The 20,251-nt window shown below is 27.2% G+C and carries 19 protein-coding genes and 1 other RNA gene; 6 read left to right on the top strand and 14 right to left on the bottom strand.

Translation table 11 applies throughout. The features are described 5' to 3' along the window. Positions 1–264 precede the first annotated feature (264 nt). The 9 genes from hisIE to smrB form a co-directional block, all read right to left on the bottom strand. Positions 265–879: a bifunctional phosphoribosyl-AMP cyclohydrolase/phosphoribosyl-ATP diphosphatase HisIE gene (hisIE, locus tag HU701_RS00740; RefSeq protein WP_158346021.1), complete on the bottom strand. Its 615-nt coding sequence runs from the start codon at positions 877–879 to the stop codon at positions 265–267. After that, positions 873–1,649: an imidazole glycerol phosphate synthase subunit HisF gene (gene hisF, locus HU701_RS00735; protein WP_178918984.1), complete on the bottom strand. Its 777-nt coding sequence runs from the start codon at positions 1,647–1,649 to the stop codon at positions 873–875. The genes hisIE and hisF overlap by 7 nt, the downstream gene beginning before the upstream one ends. Continuing rightward, positions 1,628–2,365, bottom strand: coding sequence for a 1-(5-phosphoribosyl)-5-[(5-phosphoribosylamino)methylideneamino]imidazole-4-carboxamide isomerase (gene hisA, locus HU701_RS00730; protein WP_158346017.1), 738 nt, complete (start codon positions 2,363–2,365; stop codon positions 1,628–1,630). The genes hisF and hisA overlap by 22 nt, the downstream gene beginning before the upstream one ends. Before the next feature lie 4 nt (positions 2,366–2,369). Continuing rightward, positions 2,370–2,963, bottom strand: a complete 594-nt coding sequence (gene hisH / locus HU701_RS00725; RefSeq protein WP_178918981.1) for an imidazole glycerol phosphate synthase subunit HisH — start codon at positions 2,961–2,963, stop codon at positions 2,370–2,372. Further along, the gene (hisB, locus tag HU701_RS00720) at positions 2,963–4,024 is read right to left on the bottom strand and encodes a bifunctional histidinol-phosphatase/imidazoleglycerol-phosphate dehydratase HisB (protein ID WP_158346013.1); all 1,062 of its coding nucleotides are present in this window, start codon (positions 4,022–4,024) and stop codon (positions 2,963–2,965) included. The genes hisH and hisB overlap by 1 nt, the downstream gene beginning before the upstream one ends. A gap of 24 nt (positions 4,025–4,048) precedes the next feature. Then, the gene (gene hisC, locus HU701_RS00715) at positions 4,049–5,122 is read right to left on the bottom strand and encodes a histidinol-phosphate transaminase (RefSeq protein WP_178918979.1); all 1,074 of its coding nucleotides are present in this window, start codon (positions 5,120–5,122) and stop codon (positions 4,049–4,051) included. Then, positions 5,112–6,425: a histidinol dehydrogenase gene (hisD, locus tag HU701_RS00710; protein WP_178918977.1), complete on the bottom strand. Its 1,314-nt coding sequence runs from the start codon at positions 6,423–6,425 to the stop codon at positions 5,112–5,114. The genes hisC and hisD overlap by 11 nt, the downstream gene beginning before the upstream one ends. Before the next feature lie 5 nt (positions 6,426–6,430). Next, positions 6,431–7,330 (bottom strand): ATP phosphoribosyltransferase, encoded by a 900-nt coding sequence (gene hisG / locus HU701_RS00705; RefSeq protein ID WP_158346008.1) that lies wholly within the window; start codon positions 7,328–7,330, stop codon positions 6,431–6,433. Positions 7,331–7,568: 238 nt separating this feature from the next. Continuing rightward, a complete protein-coding gene (gene smrB, locus HU701_RS00700; protein ID WP_178918975.1) occupies positions 7,569–8,105 on the bottom strand; it encodes an endonuclease SmrB in 537 nt (178 codons plus the stop codon). Positions 8,106–8,332: 227 nt separating this feature from the next. Here smrB and aroC point away from each other — a divergent pair, with 227 nt between their 5' ends. From aroC to HU701_RS00685, 3 genes are all read left to right on the top strand, one after another. Then, positions 8,333–9,397 (top strand): chorismate synthase, encoded by a 1,065-nt coding sequence (aroC, locus tag HU701_RS00695; RefSeq protein WP_178918973.1) that lies wholly within the window; start codon positions 8,333–8,335, stop codon positions 9,395–9,397. A gap of 485 nt (positions 9,398–9,882) precedes the next feature. Then, entirely contained in the window at positions 9,883–10,758 is an 876-nt protein-coding gene (dapA, locus tag HU701_RS00690) for a 4-hydroxy-tetrahydrodipicolinate synthase (RefSeq protein WP_178918962.1), read from the top strand. Continuing rightward, on the top strand, positions 10,745–11,011 hold the full coding sequence (locus tag HU701_RS00685) for a hypothetical protein (protein ID WP_178918960.1): 267 nt from the start codon (positions 10,745–10,747) through the stop codon (positions 11,009–11,011). Before dapA ends, HU701_RS00685 begins: the two co-directional genes overlap by 14 nt. Positions 11,012–11,133: 122 nt before the next feature. Here HU701_RS00685 and dapE read toward each other — a convergent pair whose 3' ends face one another. The 4 genes from dapE to HU701_RS00665 form a co-directional block, all read right to left on the bottom strand. Further along, positions 11,134–12,261 (bottom strand): succinyl-diaminopimelate desuccinylase, encoded by a 1,128-nt coding sequence (gene dapE, locus HU701_RS00680; protein ID WP_178918958.1) that lies wholly within the window; start codon positions 12,259–12,261, stop codon positions 11,134–11,136. A 104-nt stretch (positions 12,262–12,365) separates the two neighbouring features. Next, on the bottom strand, positions 12,366–14,363 hold the full coding sequence (gene tkt / locus HU701_RS00675) for a transketolase (protein WP_158345996.1): 1,998 nt from the start codon (positions 14,361–14,363) through the stop codon (positions 12,366–12,368). A 53-nt stretch (positions 14,364–14,416) separates the two neighbouring features. Next, positions 14,417–15,367, bottom strand: a complete 951-nt coding sequence (gene tal / locus HU701_RS00670; protein ID WP_158345994.1) for a transaldolase — start codon at positions 15,365–15,367, stop codon at positions 14,417–14,419. A gap of 117 nt (positions 15,368–15,484) precedes the next feature. Then, positions 15,485–16,702 (bottom strand): beta-ketoacyl synthase N-terminal-like domain-containing protein, encoded by a 1,218-nt coding sequence (locus HU701_RS00665; RefSeq protein ID WP_158345993.1) that lies wholly within the window; start codon positions 16,700–16,702, stop codon positions 15,485–15,487. A 125-nt stretch (positions 16,703–16,827) separates the two neighbouring features. On the opposite strand from HU701_RS00665, the gene rsmI reads away from it, so the two are divergent. Together rsmI and rnpB are read left to right on the top strand one after the other, a co-directional pair. Next, a complete protein-coding gene (gene rsmI, locus HU701_RS00660) occupies positions 16,828–17,682 on the top strand; it encodes a 16S rRNA (cytidine(1402)-2'-O)-methyltransferase (protein WP_178918956.1) in 855 nt (284 codons plus the stop codon). Between the two features lie 34 nt (positions 17,683–17,716). Beyond that, positions 17,717–18,099, top strand: an RNA gene (rnpB, locus tag HU701_RS00655) — RNase P RNA component class A. A 71-nt stretch (positions 18,100–18,170) separates the two neighbouring features. Here the strand turns inward: rnpB and pmbA are convergent. After that, positions 18,171–19,514 carry a metalloprotease PmbA gene (pmbA, locus tag HU701_RS00650; RefSeq protein ID WP_178918954.1) on the bottom strand — a complete coding sequence of 448 codons (1,344 nt, stop codon included), beginning with the start codon at positions 19,512–19,514 and terminating at the stop codon, positions 18,171–18,173. Between the two features lie 193 nt (positions 19,515–19,707). Here pmbA and ppa point away from each other — a divergent pair, with 193 nt between their 5' ends. After that, positions 19,708–20,247, top strand: a complete 540-nt coding sequence (gene ppa, locus HU701_RS00645) for an inorganic diphosphatase (RefSeq protein ID WP_158345987.1) — start codon at positions 19,708–19,710, stop codon at positions 20,245–20,247. Positions 20,248–20,251: the final 4 nt, after the last annotated feature.

Below are 20,251 nucleotides of genomic sequence, written 5' to 3'. Positions count from 1 at the left end.
TATTTAGAAATATAAATGTTTCATAAGTATATAAAAATTAAGATTATTACAATTTTTTAAATCAATTGTATATCTTATAATTTATATAGATTTTTATATTTTTTATGTGATGTGTACAATAAGACAAGTTTATATATATTATCGTTAATATATATTAATTTTATTGAAATTTTTTGAAAGTAAAATAAACTTAAAAATTATAAACTAAATATTTTTTATGAATTGCTTTTTAAAAATATCAATTTAAGAAAAAGTTTTACAATCTTATTGTTTTCTTTTTTTTAAGTTTTCAACAATTAAATTAAAATTTAAATTTTGATCATGTAGCAATACAAGCAAATGGTAAATCAAATCTGAAGCTTCATTGATTAATTCTTTTGTGTTTTTTTTCATAGCAGCCAATATTGTTTCTACCGCTTCTTCACCTACTTTTTGTGCTATTCTTTGAGTTCCAGATTTATATAAGCTAGATGTATAGGAGTTTTTTAAATTATTATTTTTTCTATCTTCTATTATTCTTTCTAATTCAAAAAGAAAATAAAGATAATTGTTTTTTAAAACAAAGCAACTTTTTTGATTTAAATGACATGTGTTTCCAATAGGCTCAACTAAAACTAATAATGAATCATTATCACAATCTGGAATGATTTTTATCACTCTTAAAAAATTTCCAGAAGTTTCACCTTTCGTCCATAAGCGTTTTTTACTACGCGAGTAAAAAGTAACAAAGCGTTCTTCTTGTGTTTTTAAAAAAGCTTCTTGATTCATATAACCGTGCATCAAAACTTCATTAGATAAAAAATCTTGTATAATCGTTGGGATCATACCATTAGTTTTATTCCAATCTAATTTAAATATTTTTTTTTGTTTTATTAACATATTCGAATCTCTAACCCTTTTGCTATTAAAAAATCTTTTAAAATTTTTATGCTAATTATATTTTTATGAAAAACAGAAGCAGCTAACACACCATCAACATTAGAATGAAATAAAGCCTCATAAAAATGCTCTAAATTCCCTGCTCCACCTGATGCGATTAAAGGTACTTTACATATATTTCTCATTTTCTTTAATTGTAATAAATCATATCCGTTTTGTAATCCGTCTTGATTCATCATATTCAAAACAATTTCACCAGCACCATATTTTTGAATCTGTTTTATCCAATCAGATGTTTTCCAGTTAGTTTGATAAGTACGATTAACATCTCCTGTATATTGCTGTACCATATAACATTTACTGGATTTATCAAGCCATGAATCAACACCTACAACCATACATTGTATACCAAAACGATCAGAAATTCTTGTAATCAAAGTAGGATCAATCAAGGCAGCAGAATTAATTGATATTTTATCCGCACCAAAAGACAGTATCTGTCTTGCATCTTCTATACTTTTAATTCCGCCAGCAACACAAAAAGGAATATTAATTACTTCTGCTACTTTTTCAATCCAACTTCTATCTACCAAAGTGTTTTTAGTAGCAGCAGTTATATCATAAAAGACTAATTCATCAATACCTTCTTTTGCATAACGTTCAGCTAATGGAACTATATTACCTACAATTTGATGATTTTTAAATTGAACACCTTTTACTACTACTCCATTGTCGACATCAAGACATGCTATGATACGTTTTGCCAGCATTTCAAAGCCTCTTCAATTGTGAATCTTTTTTCTAATAAACTCCGGCCGATAATAATGCTATCTACACCAGATTTTTTTAAAGCAACAACATCAAATAAATTTGAAACTCCTCCTGATGCTTGAAATTTAATATGTTTAAATTTTTTTACAATTTCTTTGTATAACATAATATTAGGGCCAGATAGAGTTCCATCTTTAGATATATCTGTACAAAGCACATGCGTTAAACTTTCAGAGGAAAAAAAATCAATTGTATCTTCTAAAGTATAATTAGTTTCTTTTACCCAACCATTGATAGATATTTTTTTTTTATTATTTATAACGTTAACATCTAGTGCTAAAACAATCTTATCAGAACCATAAACTTTTAACCATCTTCTTACTTCAAATTTATTTTTTATAGCAGAAGAACCAATAACAACTCTTGCGCAACCTAAATCAAATAACATATTTATATCATTTTCAGTTCGTATTCCCCCACCTATTTGAATTCGCATATTAGTAGATAAAATTATATTTTGAAAAAGTCGAAATTGTCTATCTTCTATTTTTTTTGCACCATTTAAATCTACTAAATGAACAATTTTTACTCCTTTCTCTTTTAGATTTCTTAAATGTTGATATAAATCTATATTATAAAACGTTTTATTTAAATAGTTACCTTGATATAAACGAACTACTTTCCCTTCTAAAAAATCAAATGATGGAATAATCATAAAATTATATCTCTAAAAAATTTTTCAGTAACTGAGAACCTATATCACCTGATTTCTCTGGGTGAAATTGAACTCCAAAGAAATTATTTTTTTGAATAACAGAGCTAAAAGATACACCATAATCGCTTGTTGATAAAGTGTATTTTCCAACAGGAACAATATAGCTATGAACAAAATAAAATCTAGAATCTTTCTGAATATTTTTAAATAATAGATGTTTTTTTTTGATGTCAATATAGTTCCAACCAATATGGGGTAAAGGTAAATTTGAACTTTTTAACAATACAGCTGAATCATTATTTAAAATTCCAATTGTTTTTGTTCCATTACACTCTTCACTAAACTGACAAAAAATTTGCATTCCAAGACAAATACCTAACACAGGTTGTTTCATATTTTTAATAAAACTAACTAAGTTTTTTTCATGTAAAATTTTCATGACTGCGGAAGCAGTTCCTACTCCTGGTATTATTAATTTTTTAGATTTTAATAGTAAATAAGGGTCGGATGTAATTTGAGAGGTATAACCTAATTTTTTGATAGCTATTTTAATTGATGTTAAATTAGCACATCCAGTATTTAATATCACTATTGTCACTATAATGTTCCTTTTGATGTTGGTATTGTTTCCCCTTCTATTTTTATTGCTTGACGCAAAGTCTTTCCAAATGCTTTAAATAAACTTTCAACACAATGATGATCGTTATCTCCTTTAAATGATAAATGTAAAGTAATTTTCATAGATTGACAAAGAGAATAAAAAAAATGTTCTACCATATCAGTGCTTAAATCTCCAACAAATTGATGTCGAAAATTACCTTTAAAATTTAAATATGAACGATTGGATAAATCAATGATGCATTTTGATACACTCTCATCCATAGGTAAAACAAAACCAAATCTACATATCCCTCTTTTATTTTCCAATGATTGCAATAATGCATCTCCTAAAGCAATACCTGTATCTTCTATAGTATGATGATCATCAACTTTTAAATCTCCTTTAGCCTTGATATAAATAGAAATACCACTATGTATTGACAATTGTTCTAACATATGATCAAAAAAATTTATCCCTGTATTAATATAACTAGAATTCTCTAAATCTAGCCATACTTTTACATGTATAGAAGTTTCTTTTGTTTCTCTAAAAACTTCTCCAAATCTATTTTTTTGTTTAATTTTTTGTACAATTTTTTTCCAATTGTAATCATTCTCTCTATATTGTATACCTTGTAATTTGATATTTTTTGCTAAATCCATATCTGTTTTTCGATCACCAATAACGTAACTTCGGTTCTTATCGATTTTATTTAGCCATGTTTTTAATAATTTAATTTTGGGTTTTCTACATTCACAATTATCGTTTTTAAAATGTGGACAAATTAAAATATCTTCAAATGTTATTTCTTCTGATTGAAAAATGTTTAAAAGAAACGAATGGGGTATATTGAATTTTTCTAATGGAAATGATTCGGTTCCTAAACCATCTTGATTCGTAATCATGACAAATTTATAATTAAATTTCATTAATTCACGCAATGCAGAAATGACATTTTTCTTTAGTACAATTTTATTAATTTTATCAACTTGAAAATTATCTTGAGGCTCATCAATTAAAGTGCCATCTCGATCAATAAATAATATTTTTTCTTTCATTTATTAGGCCTTAAAATTGCAATATTATATATGAGATAAAATTTTAATTTCTTCAATTAAACGCAAGCATTCTGAATAAGAACCAATTGATATTCTTAAACATTTTTTCAGATGAATTTTATGATCTTGATTTCTTAAAATTATACCCTTTTCCCATAATTTCTGAAATATTTTTTTATGCATATAAAATCTTACTAAAACATAGTTAGCATGACTATTGAAAATTTTCTTTACTAAAGATATTTTTTCTAACTTACAAATTAACCAGTCACGGTTTAAATTAATTTTTAAAACTCTATTTTTCATCTCTTTTATTCCTTTTTCTGTTAAAGCTTGCTCAGCAATATCAGAAACAATGGTAGAAATTGGATATGGACTAATTATTTTATTTAAAACATTAATAATTCCTTTATTTGCTAAAGTAAAACCACATCTTATACCTGCTAATGCAAATGCCTTAGACAAGGTTCTTAAAATGATCAAATGTGGATAACATTTTAAAAAATTTACCATGCTATCTTTAGAAGAAAATTCTATATATGCTTCATCTATTATTACAAGAGCGCGTTTAAAAGTCATTTTTAATAAATTTATAATATCTTTTTTTGGAATAATACTCCCAGTTGGATTATTAGGGTTACATATATATATTAACTTAACTCTATCAAGATTACGTTGAATATTTTTTAAATCTATTTTCCAAGTATCTTTAAATATAGGAATTTCCTTTACTTCAACATTTAAAATACTTGCGTTTATAGCATACATATCATAAGTTGGAGGGCAGCAAATAATTGCGTCTTTTCCAGGGTTGCAAAAAGCTTTAATTAATAACTCTATACCTTCATCAGCTCCTCTAGTTACTAAAACTTGATCATTAGACAAACAAGCGTAATTAGAATAAGATGAAATTAAATTTTTAGGTTGAGATTCTGGGTAACGATTAAATGATTTAATGTTGGTTGTAAATGAACTAGATATAGGGCATTCATTCGCATTTAACCATATACTACCATTTCCCCCGATGCGTCTAGCTGATTGATAAGGTTGTAAATTTGCTATATTTTCTCTAACTAAATGTATTAAATTATCTTTCATATTTATCCTTAAGGAAATTGACACGAACTTTTACAGCATTATAATGAGCTTCTAATTTTTCTGCTTTAGATAAGGTCATAAGAGTATTTGATAAATCTATAAATCCTTGAGATGTTAATTCTTGTACTAATATACGTTTTTGAAAATCAGATAGTCCTAAAGCAGATTGTGAAATAGATTTTCCATATGTTGGTAAAACATGATTAGTTCCAGAAGCATAATCACCTGCAGATTCAGGGGACCAAGGACCTAAAAAAATCGAACTAGCATTAGATATTTTCTGCAGTAACGACCTTGGATTTTTTGTATGAATAATCAAATGTTCTGGTGCATACATATTGCATATATTAATTGATTCAAATAAATTTTTTGTTAAAATTATTGCACTATTTTTTAAAGCAACACATATATCCGATGACCTAAAAAAACTTTCTAATTGTTTATTAATAGAAAGAATAACTTTTTTTGCTAATTCAACACAAGAAGTCAACAATATTACTTGTGAAGATATTCCATGCTCTGCTTGAGATAACAAATCAGCAGCAATAAAATCTGGATTAGAAGTTTGATCGGCAATAATTAATAATTCAGAAGGCCCAGCCAGCATATCTATTTCTGGTCCATTTAGCATAGAACTAACTTGTAGTTTCGCTTCTGTAACATAAGAATTTCCTGGTCCAAAAATTTTATCTACTTTAGGAATACTTTTAGTTCCAAAAGCCATAGCTGCAATAGCTTGAGCGCCACCTATCTGGAATATTTTATTAATACCACAAATATGTGCACTATAAACAATCTCATCACTAATTGGAGGGGGAGAACATAATATAACTTCTTTACAACCTGCAATTTTGGCAGGTATGCCAAGCATTAAAACAGTAGATAGTAAAGGAGCTATTCCATTAGGTATATAAATTCCAATAGAATTTAAAGGTAAAAATATTTGCTGACAGCGTATTCCAGCTTGTGTTTCAATATTCACTTCAGGTATAATTTGTGCTTTATGAAATGATTTGATATTTTTTTTTGCAACAGAAATTGCTTTTTTTAATACAGCATCAATTTTTTTTAAAGAAGATGATATATGTTGGTGAGATAACTGAAATGTATTTAATAAGCATTTATCAAACGTATTAGTATAATCTCTTACAGACTGATCTCCTAAAACTTGGACATTTTTAATTATTTCTTTTACTGTACTTTTAATAATTTTATTTTCTAGATAGATAGGTCTTGATAAAATCTTTTTTTGTGCATCAGAATTTAACTCATTCCAATTCACAATTGTATGAAAATACTTCATAAAATTTACTCCATCATTTTTTCAATAGGCAAAACTAAAATTGAACTAGCTCCTAAATCTTTTAATTTCTCCATTGTTTCCCAAAATAATGTTTCACTACTCACCATATGCATAGCTACTCGATGCTTATCACCAGCTAATTTTAAAATTGTTGGTCTTTCCGCTCCATGTAACAACGATATTACTTCATCGAGTTTATTAATAGGAGCATGTAACATAATATATTTCGATTCTCGTGCTTGAATTACACCTTTAATACGAGTCATTAATTTATTAATGACTTCTTTTTTGATAAAATTAATATTCCCTGTTCTACAAATAAGAGATGCATGTGATCGAAAGATAACTTGAACTTCACGCAGCCCATTTGCGTCTAAAGTAGCTCCTGTTGAAACTAAGTCACAAATAGCATCAGCTAATCCTGCTCTTGGTGCAACTTCTACAGAACCATTTAACATGCAAGATTTAAAATTGATATTTTTTTCATCTAGATATTTTTTTAGCAAATGAGGATATGAAGTGGCTATTCTAAAATCTTTTATAGATTCAATTCCAATATAATCAGTGTTGATGGGAACAGCAAGAGATAATCTACACATACCAAAATCAAGGCGTCTTAAAGTTATATAGGAACTATCTAAATTTTGCGATTTTCGGTTTAATAGCTCTTCTTCTAAAACATTTTCTCCTACTATTCCTAAATCCACTACTCCATCCATTATCAAACCTGGAATATCATCATCACGTACCAACATGACATCAATAGGCATATTTTGAGCAAAAGCGATTAATTTTTGCTGTTTTAAATTGATTTTAATTCCACATAACGTTAATAAATTTATAGACTCGCTACTTAAACGACCAGTTTTTTGCATAGCTATACGTATGCGATTATTATTTAACATTTTTACAATCCTACAATATTTTATGTTCAAAAGTAAATTTATAAAATTACACTCACTATAAAACAAAAAAACCCAAAAAAATAAGGGTTTTAAAAAAGTTATTTTATTTAAATAAATATCGTTGTATTATTAAATTGTTAAAAAATAAAATACTTTAACATGTTAAAATATAATTAAATTTTTTTTCATTTTAAAATATAAATATATTCTAAAAAAATATTCTATATTTATTCCATTTTTAATTACAAACTTCAATAATCGCTATAATAGCAGCATCACTTCCAAAAATTTTAGGAGCTTGATGAAATGCGACTATATCGGGATGCTGAGATAACCAAAAAGGTATCTGCTTTTTTAAAATATTCTTTCCATATCCATGTATAATATGTGCACAAAAAATTTTTTCTTTTTGACAAATTGTAATAAGTTGACCCAATTTTTTTTGTGCTTGATATTGTGTAAGACCATGTAAATCAAGAGAAATATCTGGTAAATACTTTCCTCTTTTTAATCTCTTTAAGATATTATTTGAATTTTTGCTACGTATATAAGAAACTGGGTTTTCTTTAAAAAAATTTTTTTCATTTTGAAGACAAGAAAAATAATAGCTATTAGCTTCTTCTTCATAAAATTTTCTTTTTAATGTTATATTTTGATGTACTACTTTATTTGCTCTTGTATGAAATATCGTATCTTGCATGATTTCTCGTATATCATTTGTATGTTGACGAAATAAAATATTTCTATTATCAGTATGTTCTCGATTTTTATTCATGATCATTTATTACCAAAGCTAAAATAAATTTACATTATTTAAAATTATTGTTTTAAGAAATATTTTTTTGATTATATAATTTAGTTTTTATAAAAACAACAAATAAAAAATTTTATCATTGTATTACCTAATAAAAAATTTTTATTTTTTCTATAGTTATATTATTTAAATCAAAATTATTAATAATTTAAAAAAATTTTGTTTAAAACAATTAAAAGAAGAAAAATATGGCTGGAAATACAATTGGAAAAATATTCTGTGTAACAACCTTTGGTGAATCACATGGTAAAGCATTAGGTTGTGTAGTTGATGGTGTTCCACCAGGTTTAGAATTATCTCTTCATGATTTGCAACATGATCTAAACCGAAGAAAACCTGGTACTTCTAGATATACTACCCAAAGATCTGAATCAGATCAAGTTCAAATACTTTCTGGAGTATTTAATGGTATAACTACTGGAACAAGTATTGGTCTAATTATTTATAACACTGATCAAAGATCTCAAGATTATCAAGAAATAAAAAATTTATTCAGACCAGGGCATGCTGATTACACTTATGAAAAAAAATATGGTATTAGAGATTATCGAGGAGGAGGAAGAGCATCAGCACGAGAAACTGCAATGAGAGTTGCAGCAGGAGCTATTGCAAAAAAATATCTTAAAAATCAATATGGAATCATGATTCGAGGGTATTTATCAGCAATAGGTAACATTCAATGTCCATTTGAATCGTGGGAAGAAGTTAATAATAATCCTTTTTTTTGTTCTAATTCAAAAAAAGTAGAAAGTATAAAAAATTTAATTAAAGAACTAAAAAAAGCGGGAGATTCTATTGGGGCTGAAATAACAATTATCGCTGAAAATGTTCCTATAGGAATTGGAGAGCCAGTTTTCGACCGAATAGATGCAGACTTAGCACATGCATTGATGAGTATTAATGCAGTTAAAGGAGTAGAAATTGGAGATGGTTTTTTAGTTGTGAAACAGAAAGGCAGTGAAAATCGAGACGAAATTACTCCAAATGGGTTTAAAAGTAATCATTCAGGTGGAGTTTTAGGAGGTATTAGCAACGGTGAAAAGATTATATTGAAAGCAGCGTTTAAACCAACTTCGAGTATACGAATACCAGCACAAACAATTAATATAAATCATACAAAAACAGAAATAGTAGTAAAAGGTCGACATGATCCATGTGTAGGAATCCGAGCTGTTCCAATCACTGAAGCTATGGTTGCTATTGTAGTTATGGATCACATATTGAGATTCAGGGCTCAATGTTATAAAAAATAATTAATATTTAATTAAAAATAATTTTTGCTACTAAAATTATATGTTTAGTAGCATGATAGCGCTTTCATTTTAAAATCAATTTTTTCTAATTTTTTAAAGTAAACTTAGACAGTAAGATTTAGTAACATTGAATGAAAAATAAAACTAAAATTAACACTTTTAAGTGTTATGATAACTTTTTTATCATTTTTTATATTTCGATTTTATATTAATATAAAACAAAACTATTTTTAAAACTAGAATTTAGTTTTATTAAAACACTATCTAGAAAAATCTTCAATATTAACTAAAATATTTAAATACCAATTAAATATATAAAGTAGTTTTTAAAGTATATTATAAATACAATCCAGATTTAAAATTATACTAATAAAAAATTAAATTGATCAAAAATTATAAAGAATAAATATATAATTTTACTTAATTAATATTCACTATTAAATAAACATACCATAAAATATTTTTTATGGAGGGAAAAAAAAATAATGTTCACAGGAAGTATCGTCGCTCTAATTACACCAATGAATAAATCAGGTGAAATTTGTCATTCTAGTTTAAAAAATTTAATTGATTACCATGTTTTGAATAAAACTAAAGCAATCGTTTCTATCGGGACAACTGGAGAATCAGCTACTTTAAGTCAAGAAGAGCATATTAGAGTTGTTATGCTAACATTAGAAATGGCAAATAAAAGAATTCCTATTATTGCAGGTACAGGTGCAAACGCTACAACTGAAGCAATAGCTTTAACTAAAAGATTTGAAAAATCTGGCATTTCAGCTTGTCTTACTGTAACTCCATATTATAATAGACCTACTCAAGAAGGATTGTATCAACATTTTAAAGCCATTTCAGAAAGTACAGAATTACCTCAGATCTTATATAATGTTCCTAGTCGAACAGGATGCGATTTGCTACCTTTAACGATTTCTCGTTTGTCTCAATTTAAAAACATCATTGGAATAAAAGAAGCGAGTGGCGATTTATCGAGAATTAATCAAATTAAAAAAATAGTAAAAAATAATTTTTTACTAATTAGTGGTGATGATGCAACAGCGTTAGACTTCATGCAATTAGGTGGCCAAGGAGTAATATCAGTTACAGCAAACATTGCTGCAAAAGAAATGACTACAATGTGTTCATATGCATTAAAAGGTGATTTTGAAAATGCTAGATCTATAAATAATCGATTATCTTTATTACATGAAGCGTTGTTTATAGAGCCAAATCCAATACCAATTAAATGGCTTGCTAAAAAGATGGGTTTAATAAAAAATGATACGCTTCGTTTACCAATGACCCCAATTTCATCTTCTGGAAAAGTTCAACTGGAAAAAGCTCTTCAATATGCTAAATTTTAATAAAAATAAACTTTTTTTTAAAAAAAAAATTATTATTTTAAAAATTTTTATTGTATTTTCATTGACTTCTTGTGACTTAAAAATTTTACAAAACTATCCTAAATGCTTTAATACTGAAAATAATCAAAATACACTTAATAAATTAATTATTCCTAAAGGAATAAATTTTCCTAATACAAATGAAGAATATAAAATACCTTATACAGAAAAAGACTTAAAAAAAAATAAAATTGATATTTTTCCCCCTGTATAAATTCATTAAAACAATAAACATATAAAAAATTTTATTTACATACTTAGAATTTACGTGCAGATTATCTTAAAAGATATTCTGCATCGTTCATTATTAAAAGAAATATTCTAATTATTATTATGTTATATAAATAACTTTTCCATAATATCTTCATAAATTAAAGCTAATGTTTTTAAATCAGATATTTTAACACATTCGTTAACTTTATGAATAGTATTACTAGTTAATCCTACTTCTATTATTTCGGGGTTTAGTTTTGCAATAAAACGCCCATCTGAAGTTCCACCATCTGTAGATATAATTGGTTTGTTCTTTGCGATACTTGAAATAGATTCCATTACAATCTTTGTTAATAATCCTTCTTTTGTGACAAAAGGAAGCCCAGATAGATGCCATTTTATAGAATAATTAACATTATTTTTTTCTAATATTTCTATAAATTTTAATTTAATTTGATTTTCAGATACTTCATTACTAAAACGAAAATTAAATTGTATTAATAAAGAAGCCGGAATTATATTGCTATTTCCGTTACCTGCATGAATATTCGAAACGTTTATGCTAGTTGGTGAAAAGAAAGTATTACCTTGATCTAATGACATAGATAGCAATTTTAAAATAATAGGTAATCCTTTGTGAATTGGATTATCTGCTAAATGAGGATATGCAATATGACCTTGGATTCCTAAAATTTCTAAATCAGCTGTTAAAGAACCACGTCGTCCATTTTTTATACAATCACCAATTTTATTGATACTAGTTGGTTCTCCTATTATGCAATAATCAATCACCTCTTTTTTAGCAATTAAATAATCTACTATTTTCGTTGTTCCATCAATAGCAGAAGATTCTTCATCTGAAGTAATTAAAAAAGATAATCGGCCTTTATGGTTTGAGTATTTCTCTATAAATCTTTTTGATGCTATTAGCATAGCAGCTAAAGCACCTTTCATATCTGATGCGCCCCTTCCAAATAAAACACCATTCTTCACTATAGGATCAAACGGATTATTATTCCAATGTTTATATTCTCCAGGGGGGACTACATCTGTATGACCTGCAAATGTCAAAGTTTTACCTAATCCTCTAGTAGCCCAGAAATTTTTTGTATCATTAATATTTATTTCTTTTATTTTAAATCCGAGTTTAGATAAAAAATTTATTATAATATCTTGACAACCTAAATCTTTTGGGCTGATAGATGGAATTCGAATTAATTTTTTTGACAATTCAGTTACTGAGCAAATCATATTTTTCTCTTTAAAATATTGTTTATAATTTCTTTTTTAAAATATTAAAAAAATTACTAAAATGGGGCTAAAAGCCCCCAGTAGCTACTTACGATAGCTTAAAATTAACATTGTAAAAAATTTTTTGATTTATTGATTATATTTTCTACAGTAAAACCAAAATTTTCAAATAAAATATCAGCTGGAGCTGATTTTCCAAAAGTTTCCATACCAATGATTAAGCCGTTTATTCCTACATATTTATACCAAAAATCTTTTATACTTGCTTCTATTGCAATTCTTTTAGTCACATAAGAAGGAAGTACATATTCTTTATATTCACTTGTTTGCCTGTCAAAAACGTTATTAGAAGGCATTGAAATTACACGTACGGAATAACCTAAGGACATAATTTTTTTCGCAGCAAGTAAAGTAATTTTAACTTCTGATCCAGTTGATATAAAAATAACATCAATAGGTTTTTTAGAATCATATAATATATATGCTCCATGCGAAATTTTATTCAATTGCTCATTGCTTCTATTGATTTGAGATAAATTTTGGCGCGATAAAATTAATGCTGTTGGGCCTTGTTTTTTTTCAATCGCAAATTTCCATGCTACAGCAGTTTCTACCTGATCACAAGGTCGCCATACGTCTATATTAGGAGTCATTCTCAAATTAGCTAGCTGTTCTATTGGTTGATGAGTAGGACCATCTTCGCCAAGTCCAATAGAATCATGAGTATATATGAAAATATGTTTGGTGTTCATCAAAGCAGCCATACGCACGGCATTTCTTGCATATTCAACAAATATTAAAAATGTTGAAGTATATGGAATAAATCCACCATGATGAGCAATACCGTTAGCAATAGCAGTCATTCCAAATTCACGGACACCGTAATGAATATAATTCCCCGATGAATTTTTTTCTATCGAACTAGAAAATGAACAGATAGTTAAATTACTAGGAGATAAATCTGCTGAGCCACCTATTAATTCAGGTAACAATTTTACAAATTTTTCTAAAATATTTTGAGAGGCATTTCGACTTGCTATATTTTTAGGGCTATTTTGTAATTTAACAATATAATCAGTTGTTTCTTTATACCATTTTTCAGGCAGATCTTTTTTGAAACGTCTTAAATATTCTTTAGCTAATTCAGGATATTTTATTTTATACAAAGAAAATTTTTTATTCCATTCTTGTTCTAATTTTAACCCTTGCTTAATAAAATTCCACTTTTTATAAATTTTTTGAGGAACTTCAAAAGGTAGATAGTGCCATTTTAAATTTTTTCTTGTTAAATTAATTTCAGATTCTCCAAGAGGAGCGCCATGAGATTCTGATGTTCCTGATTTATTCGGTGATCCAAAACCAATAATAGTATTGCAAATAATTATAGAAGGTTTATCTTTTACAGATATCGCTTCTTGAATACTTTTTTCTATCGCACTTGAGTCATGCCCATTCACTTTGTCTACTACATGCCAATTATAAGACTTAAAACGCATCACTGTATCATCTGTAAACCAACTGGATACCTTTCCATCTATTGAAATGCCATTGCTATCATAAAAAACGATTAATTTCCCTAATTTTAATGTTCCCGCTAAAGAACAAACTTCATGTGAAATACCCTCCATTAAACATCCATCTCCTGCAAACACCCAGGTATAGTGATTAACTATATCAAAGTTTAAACGATTGAAATAGGCACTTAATGTTTTTTCCGCAATAGCTATCCCTACCGCATTTGCTAAACCTTGACCTAATGGACCCGTGGTAGTTTCAACGCCTGGCGTTTCATCTATTTCAGGATGTCCTGGAGTTTTGGAGTTAAACTGTCTAAATTTTTTAATTTCTTCTATTGATAAATCATACCCAGTAAGATGCAATAAACTATAGAGCAGCATTGAACCATGACCATTAGATAAAACAAATCGATCTCTATTATCCCATTTAGGATTTTTCGGGTTATGTTTTAAAAAATTTCTCCATAATACTTCTGCAATATCAGCCATTCCCATTGGCATCCCGGGATGACCTGATTTTGCATTTTGAACTGCATCAATACTTAACATACGAATTGCATTTGACAACTCTCTTTCTAAAGACATAAATTTTTCCTAAGCTATAGTTTTATAAAAAAATTAATATTTTAATTTAGTATCTACATTAATTTTGAAATAATTTTTTCTAAAAGAATCTGATCTTTTCCGAAATTTCTTATACCTTCTGATAATTTTTGAACAGCCATTTCATCTTGATTATGTTCCCATCTAAATTCTTCTTCAGAAAGAGAAACAGGCGGTTTTATAAAAGTAGTAGGTGGAATTAATTTTCTATTGAATACTGTGTTATTTGATTCAAGCTCTTTTAATAATAAAGGAGAAATAGTTAATCGATCACATCCAGATAATAATAAAATCTGTTTAACATTTCGAAAACTAGCACCCATGATAATAGTTTTATAATTATGTTTTTTATAAAAATTGTATATTTTTTTAACAGAAATCACTCCTGGATCTTCGTTATGTGGAAAATTTGACATTAAATTTTGAGCTATGTACCAATCGTAAATACGACCGACAAAAGGAGATATTAAAAATACTTTTGATTCTGCGCACGCACGTGCTTGAGCAAAAGAAAATAAAAGAGTTAAATTACAAAAAATATTATCTTTTTTCAACTCTTCTGCTGCTTTTATGCATTCCCATGTGGCTGCAAGTTTAATTAATACTCTTTTTCTAGAAACACCTTGATTTTCATACATTTCAACTATTTTTTTCGCTTTTACAATACACTTATCTTGATTAAAAGATAAACGAGCATCTACTTCGCTCGAAATATAACCTGGTATATACTTTAAAATTTCAACACCGAGATCAACTAAAATTTTATCGCTTGCATTTAATAATTGTTCTTGTTTTGATCCTCCTTTTTTTTTAGCATACTCCACTGCTTGATTAAGAAATTTTTGATTTTCATGTAAATTTACTGCTTTTAATATTAAAGATGGATTTGTAGTTGCATCTTCAGGTTTATATTTACAAATAGAATCTATATCACTTGTATCCGCAACAATTGTTGTAAATTTTCTTAATAATTCTAACTGATTCATTATGTATTACTCTTGTTATTAAGGTACTAAAATATAAGTAAAGATAGAAAATATCTTTTACTTTTTTAATAGTACATATATTAAATGTTTAATTTAAATTATATTAACTTTAAAAAATTAGTATTTTTTTAATATTAAAGAAGCATTAGTTCCTCCAAATCCAAAACTATTACACATTGCTGTTGTAATTTTTTGAGAAACAGTTGTTTGAACAATATTCATATTTTTTGCATAAGGATCTAATATTTCAATGTTAATTGAAGGAGATATAAAATTATATTGTAACATTAATAAAGTATAAATAATTTCATGCACTCCAGATGCGCCTAAAGAATGACCAGTTATAGACTTTGTTGATGAAATCATTGGTTTTTTTTCATTGAAAAAAGACTCTTTAATTGCTTTTAATTCAATTAAATCACCAATTTTAGTTGATGTTCCATGCGCATTTAAATAGTCAATAGATAGATTTCGTTTTTCTTTTGCTAAGTTCATACATCTTAAAGCGCCTTCTCCAGAAGGTACAACCATATTAACACCATCGGACGTTGCAGCATATCCAATAATTTCAGCGTAAATATGAGCAGAACGAGCAAGCGCTGAATTTAAATCTTCGACAACTACAATACCTGCTCCTCCTGATATTACAAAACCATCTCGCTTAAGATCATATGCACGAGATGCTTTCGTAGGGTTTTTATTAAAATTCGAAGAAAGCGCTTTCATTGAATCAAACTCGTAAGCTAACTCGCAACTTACTTCTTCACCACCACCTGCAAAGATAAGATCTTGCTTTCCGTAACTAATTAATTCAAAAGCATTTCCAATACAATGTGCAGAAGTAGCGCAAGCAGAACTAATAGAATAATTTACACCATAAATTTTAAATATAGTTGATAAGCAAGCAGAAATTCCAGATGTCATAGATTTAATTGCAGTATATGGACTTAAAAAACGAAAACCGCAACGATTTTTTGTCATTTTTATATTTTTAACATAATCTTCACGAGAACCTCCTCCTGAACCAACAATTAATCCAACACGAGAATTTTTTTGATAATATTTGCTTTTCAAATTGGCATCTTTAATTGCTTGTTTCATAGATAAAAAAGCATAAATAGAACCTTTAGTCATAAAACGAGACATTTTTTTACTTATTAAATTTTTATGTTCTAATTTAATATTTCCCCATACATTACTACGCATACCTGCTTCTCTCATTTGCTTGGAAAACGTTATTCCAGAATGACCATGATACAAAGAAGTTAAAACTTCGCATTTATTGTTTCCTATGCTAGAAATGATGCCGAATCCTGTAATAACCACTCTTCTCACTAACTCTCCTTATAAAGGTAAATTTTTTCAATTAAATATAAAAAGATTAAATTTAATATTGTTTATATAATAAGTTATTAACTTTCTTTGATTAAAATCAATACAAAATACATTTGGATAAAAAAGTGAATTTTAAAAATACTGGCATTCTTTATATTGTACCAACACCTATTGGTAATTTATCTGATATTACTTGTCGTGCTTTAACAATATTACAAGAAGTTGATCTAATAGCATGTGAAAATATCAAACATACTAATATTTTACTAAAACATTTTAATATAAAAAATATCTTAATATCTTTTAATAAAATTAATGAATTTCAACAAAGTGATCATTTGATTGAGAAATTAAAAAAAGGTAAAAATATTGCTTTAGTCTCTAATGCGGGAACCCCGTTAATCAACGATCCAGGATATATATTAATTAAAAAATGTCATTTTTTTAAAATTCAAATTATTCCTCTTCCTGGAGCTTGTGCAGCTATTACTGCATTAAGTGCTTCTGGAATATCTACTCGCAGTTTTTGTTATGAAGGATTTCTTCCTTCTAAAAAAAAATTAAAACGTCGTTTACTAAATTCTTTAAAAAAAGAAAAACGCACAATTATTTTATACGAATCAAAATATAGAATAATTGAAACTATTCAAGATATAATAAACGAAATTGGAGAAAACAGACATATAGTAATAGCCAGAGAAATTACAAAAAAATGGGAAATTATTTATGGAAATAAAGCTCATATCATGCTTACTTGGATTAAAGAAGATAAAAGCCGCTATAATAAAGGAGAAAATGTTATCATTATAGATGGTTATAAAGAATCTAAAAATATAAATCTTTCAGATAAAGTAATAAATACCTTTATCATATTAAGAAAATTTTTATCATTAAAACAGTCAGTACTTGTTACTTCAAAAATTCACAAAATTAATAAAAACAATTTGTATCAATATGCAATAAAAAATGAAGAAAAGTGACATTCTAATCTAAATAATATATAATATTATATAAGAAGTTGACTAAAAACAGTCGCTGTTTAGTTTTATCTAAAGAGAGGAAAGTCCGGGCTCCATAGAGCAAGGTGCCAGGTAACACCTGGAAAGTGCGAACTTATGACTAGTGCAACAGAAAAAAAACCACCAATTTTAGTATTTTATATATCATTAAAAATGGAAAGGGTGAAAAGGTGTGGTAAGAGCACACCGCATAATTGGTAACAATTTATGGCATGGTAAACTCCACCTGGAGCAAAGTCAAATATAGGTTGTTATATTTTTAATAATAGTGTTGCTCGCGCTAAAAACCTGGGTAGACTGCTTGAATTAGCAAGTAATTGTTAATCTAGATGAATGACTGTTTTAAAACAGAACCCGGCTTATCAGTCAACTTCTTAATATGAAAAATAAAAACTTTAAAAAGGTAATAAATTTATTACCTTTTATTTAAATTTCTTAAAAATTAAAAACTAATTTCCTGAAATCTGCATTTCAGATATTAATATAGAACCGCATTGAATATTATTTCGCACATCAATATCATTACTAATACTCAGAATATTTAACCACATATTTTTTAAATTTCCGGATATTGTAATTTCATTCACTGGATATTGAATTTTTCCATTATCAACCCAAAAACCCATAGCGCCTTGTGAATAATTTCCACTAACAATATCTACTCCTTGACCCATTAATTCAGTAACTAATAATCCAGTATTCATGTTTTTTAATAAATCCTGAAATGACATATTGTGATTTGAAACTAACCAATTATGAATTCCTCCAGAATTCCCAGTGCTAATTAGTCCTAATCTACGACTATTATAACTATCAAGTAACCAAGTAGATAATATGCCATCTTTAACTATATATTTTATATGTGTTTTTACACCTTCATTGTCAAAAGGTTTACTTCCCAGTCCTTGTCGGATATGTGGATTTTCTATAATACTTAACCAGCTAGGAAAAATTTTTTTTTGTAAATCATAAAGTAAAAAAGTAGATTTACGATACACATTATCACCACTAATAGCTGAAATAAGATTAGAAAAAAAATTACAAGATATTTCTCTAGAAAAGATAATTGAAGATTTCATGGTATTAATTTTTCTAGCACCTAACCGAGCGATAGCACGTTGTGCAGTTTTTTTTCCTAAAATATTAGGTTTTTCTAGATTTTCTATTTTTCTAGAAGTAGAATAATCAAAATCTCTTTGCATTGAATTTTTTTCTTTTGCAATCATACAATTGTAAGCTGAATAAAGAGTAGATTTATACTTTTCTAACATTCCCAAGCTATTTCCTAAAACATTTATAGTAGTATGGCTACTAAAAAAACTTCCTTCACTATTAAAAATTCTTTTATCTAATCTAAACGCTTCTTTTTCTGCTATAGAGGCATAATTAATTCCATTTTTTATGCTCATTTCAGAAGGATGAAACAAATCAAGATTATCAGAATTAAAACAAAGTAATTTTATGTCTGGTAAACCTACAAAAAAATCAGAAGAAGAATTTTTAGAAATATCTATAGCAACATTTAATATCTTCTTGATACTATCTATACTAAAATCTTTAGATGATACGCTACCTTTAGAAAATTTATTATATACAGTAATAAATAAGACTCTATCACTATTAAATTCTATATTTTCTACAATATTATTTCTTACGTTAATATTAAATCCTAATGTCTTTTTAGCAGATACTTCGATAGAGCAATTAATTATTTTTTTTGCTAATTTTAGAGTAGTATTTACTGTATTTATTAGTAAATTTTCTTCTTGTTTAATTTGATCAATTGATTTCATTTGTAACTCCTTAATAAATACATATAATATATAAATAAAGTATATTAATATTAATTTATAAATAACTATATAAAAAAATAATTATTCTTAAGATAAATAATATTTATTTAATTGTTATATAGTGAAAATTATCTAAAAAAACTAAAATATTTAATATGTGAAATATCTCCAAGACATAAAAGAGTAAAAATCAATGAATTATAATACGATTGCCGCAGGTGATAATATACCAAATGATATATATGTTATCATTGAAATACCATCTAATTCATCTCCCATTAAATATGAAATGGACAAAGAATCAGGTTTACTTTTTGTAGATCGTTTTATATCGACACCAATGTTTTACCCTTGCAACTACGGATATATTAATCAAACTTTATCTATGGATGGTGATCCTTTAGATGTGTTAGTGCCGTCTCCATATCCTATACAATCTCGCTCTGTTATTCACTGTAAACCTATTGGTATGCTGAAAATGCAGGATGAATCAGGAGATGATGCTAAGGTAATAGCTGTACCAAAAAGTAAAGTTTGTAAAACATATCAAAACGTTAATAATATTAAAGATATATCCGAGCTCTTAAAAAAGCAAATAGAACATTTTTTTAAATATTATAAAAAAATAGAAACAGGCAAGTGGACAAAAATTATAGGATGGGATAATCAAAAAGCTGCAAAATTAGAAATTAGTTCTTCATATAATCGATTTCAAAGCAAAAGAAACATATAAAAGA

The sequence above is a fragment of the Buchnera aphidicola (Aphis gossypii) genome, assembly GCF_013394915.1.
GTDB classification, from domain to species: Bacteria; Pseudomonadota; Gammaproteobacteria; order Enterobacterales; family Enterobacteriaceae; genus Buchnera; species Buchnera aphidicola_AZ.
This window is presented reverse-complemented; position numbering and strand designations above follow the sequence as displayed.

Bases quoted from the DNA above. Each gene is read 5' to 3' on its own strand.
- hisF (WP_178918984.1), bottom strand. From the start codon at position 1,649: ATGCTGGCAAAACGTATCATAGCATGTCTTGATGTCGACAATGGAGTA.
- pmbA (WP_178918954.1), bottom strand. From the start codon at position 19,514: ATGAAATCAATTGATCAAATTAAACAAGAAGAAAATTTACTAATAAAT.
- tal (WP_158345994.1), bottom strand. From the start codon at position 15,367: ATGAATCAGTTAGAATTATTAAGAAAATTTACAACAATTGTTGCGGAT.
- hisIE (WP_158346021.1), bottom strand. From the start codon at position 879: ATGTTAATAAAACAAAAAAAAATATTTAAATTAGATTGGAATAAAACT.
- hisG (WP_158346008.1), bottom strand. From the start codon at position 7,330: ATGTTAAATAATAATCGCATACGTATAGCTATGCAAAAAACTGGTCGT.
- tkt (WP_158345996.1), bottom strand. From the start codon at position 14,363: ATGTCTTTAGAAAGAGAGTTGTCAAATGCAATTCGTATGTTAAGTATT.
- hisA (WP_158346017.1), bottom strand. From the start codon at position 2,365: ATGATTATTCCATCATTTGATTTTTTAGAAGGGAAAGTAGTTCGTTTA.
- hisD (WP_178918977.1), bottom strand. From the start codon at position 6,425: ATGAAGTATTTTCATACAATTGTGAATTGGAATGAGTTAAATTCTGAT.
- aroC (WP_178918973.1), top strand. From the start codon at position 8,333: ATGGCTGGAAATACAATTGGAAAAATATTCTGTGTAACAACCTTTGGT.
- ppa (WP_158345987.1), top strand. From the start codon at position 19,708: ATGAATTATAATACGATTGCCGCAGGTGATAATATACCAAATGATATA.
- smrB (WP_178918975.1), bottom strand. From the start codon at position 8,105: ATGAATAAAAATCGAGAACATACTGATAATAGAAATATTTTATTTCGT.
- hisC (WP_178918979.1), bottom strand. From the start codon at position 5,122: ATGAAAGATAATTTAATACATTTAGTTAGAGAAAATATAGCAAATTTA.
- HU701_RS00685 (WP_178918960.1), top strand. From the start codon at position 10,745: ATGCTAAATTTTAATAAAAATAAACTTTTTTTTAAAAAAAAAATTATT.
- dapA (WP_178918962.1), top strand. From the start codon at position 9,883: ATGTTCACAGGAAGTATCGTCGCTCTAATTACACCAATGAATAAATCA.
- dapE (WP_178918958.1), bottom strand. From the start codon at position 12,261: ATGATTTGCTCAGTAACTGAATTGTCAAAAAAATTAATTCGAATTCCA.
- hisB (WP_158346013.1), bottom strand. From the start codon at position 4,024: ATGAAAGAAAAAATATTATTTATTGATCGAGATGGCACTTTAATTGAT.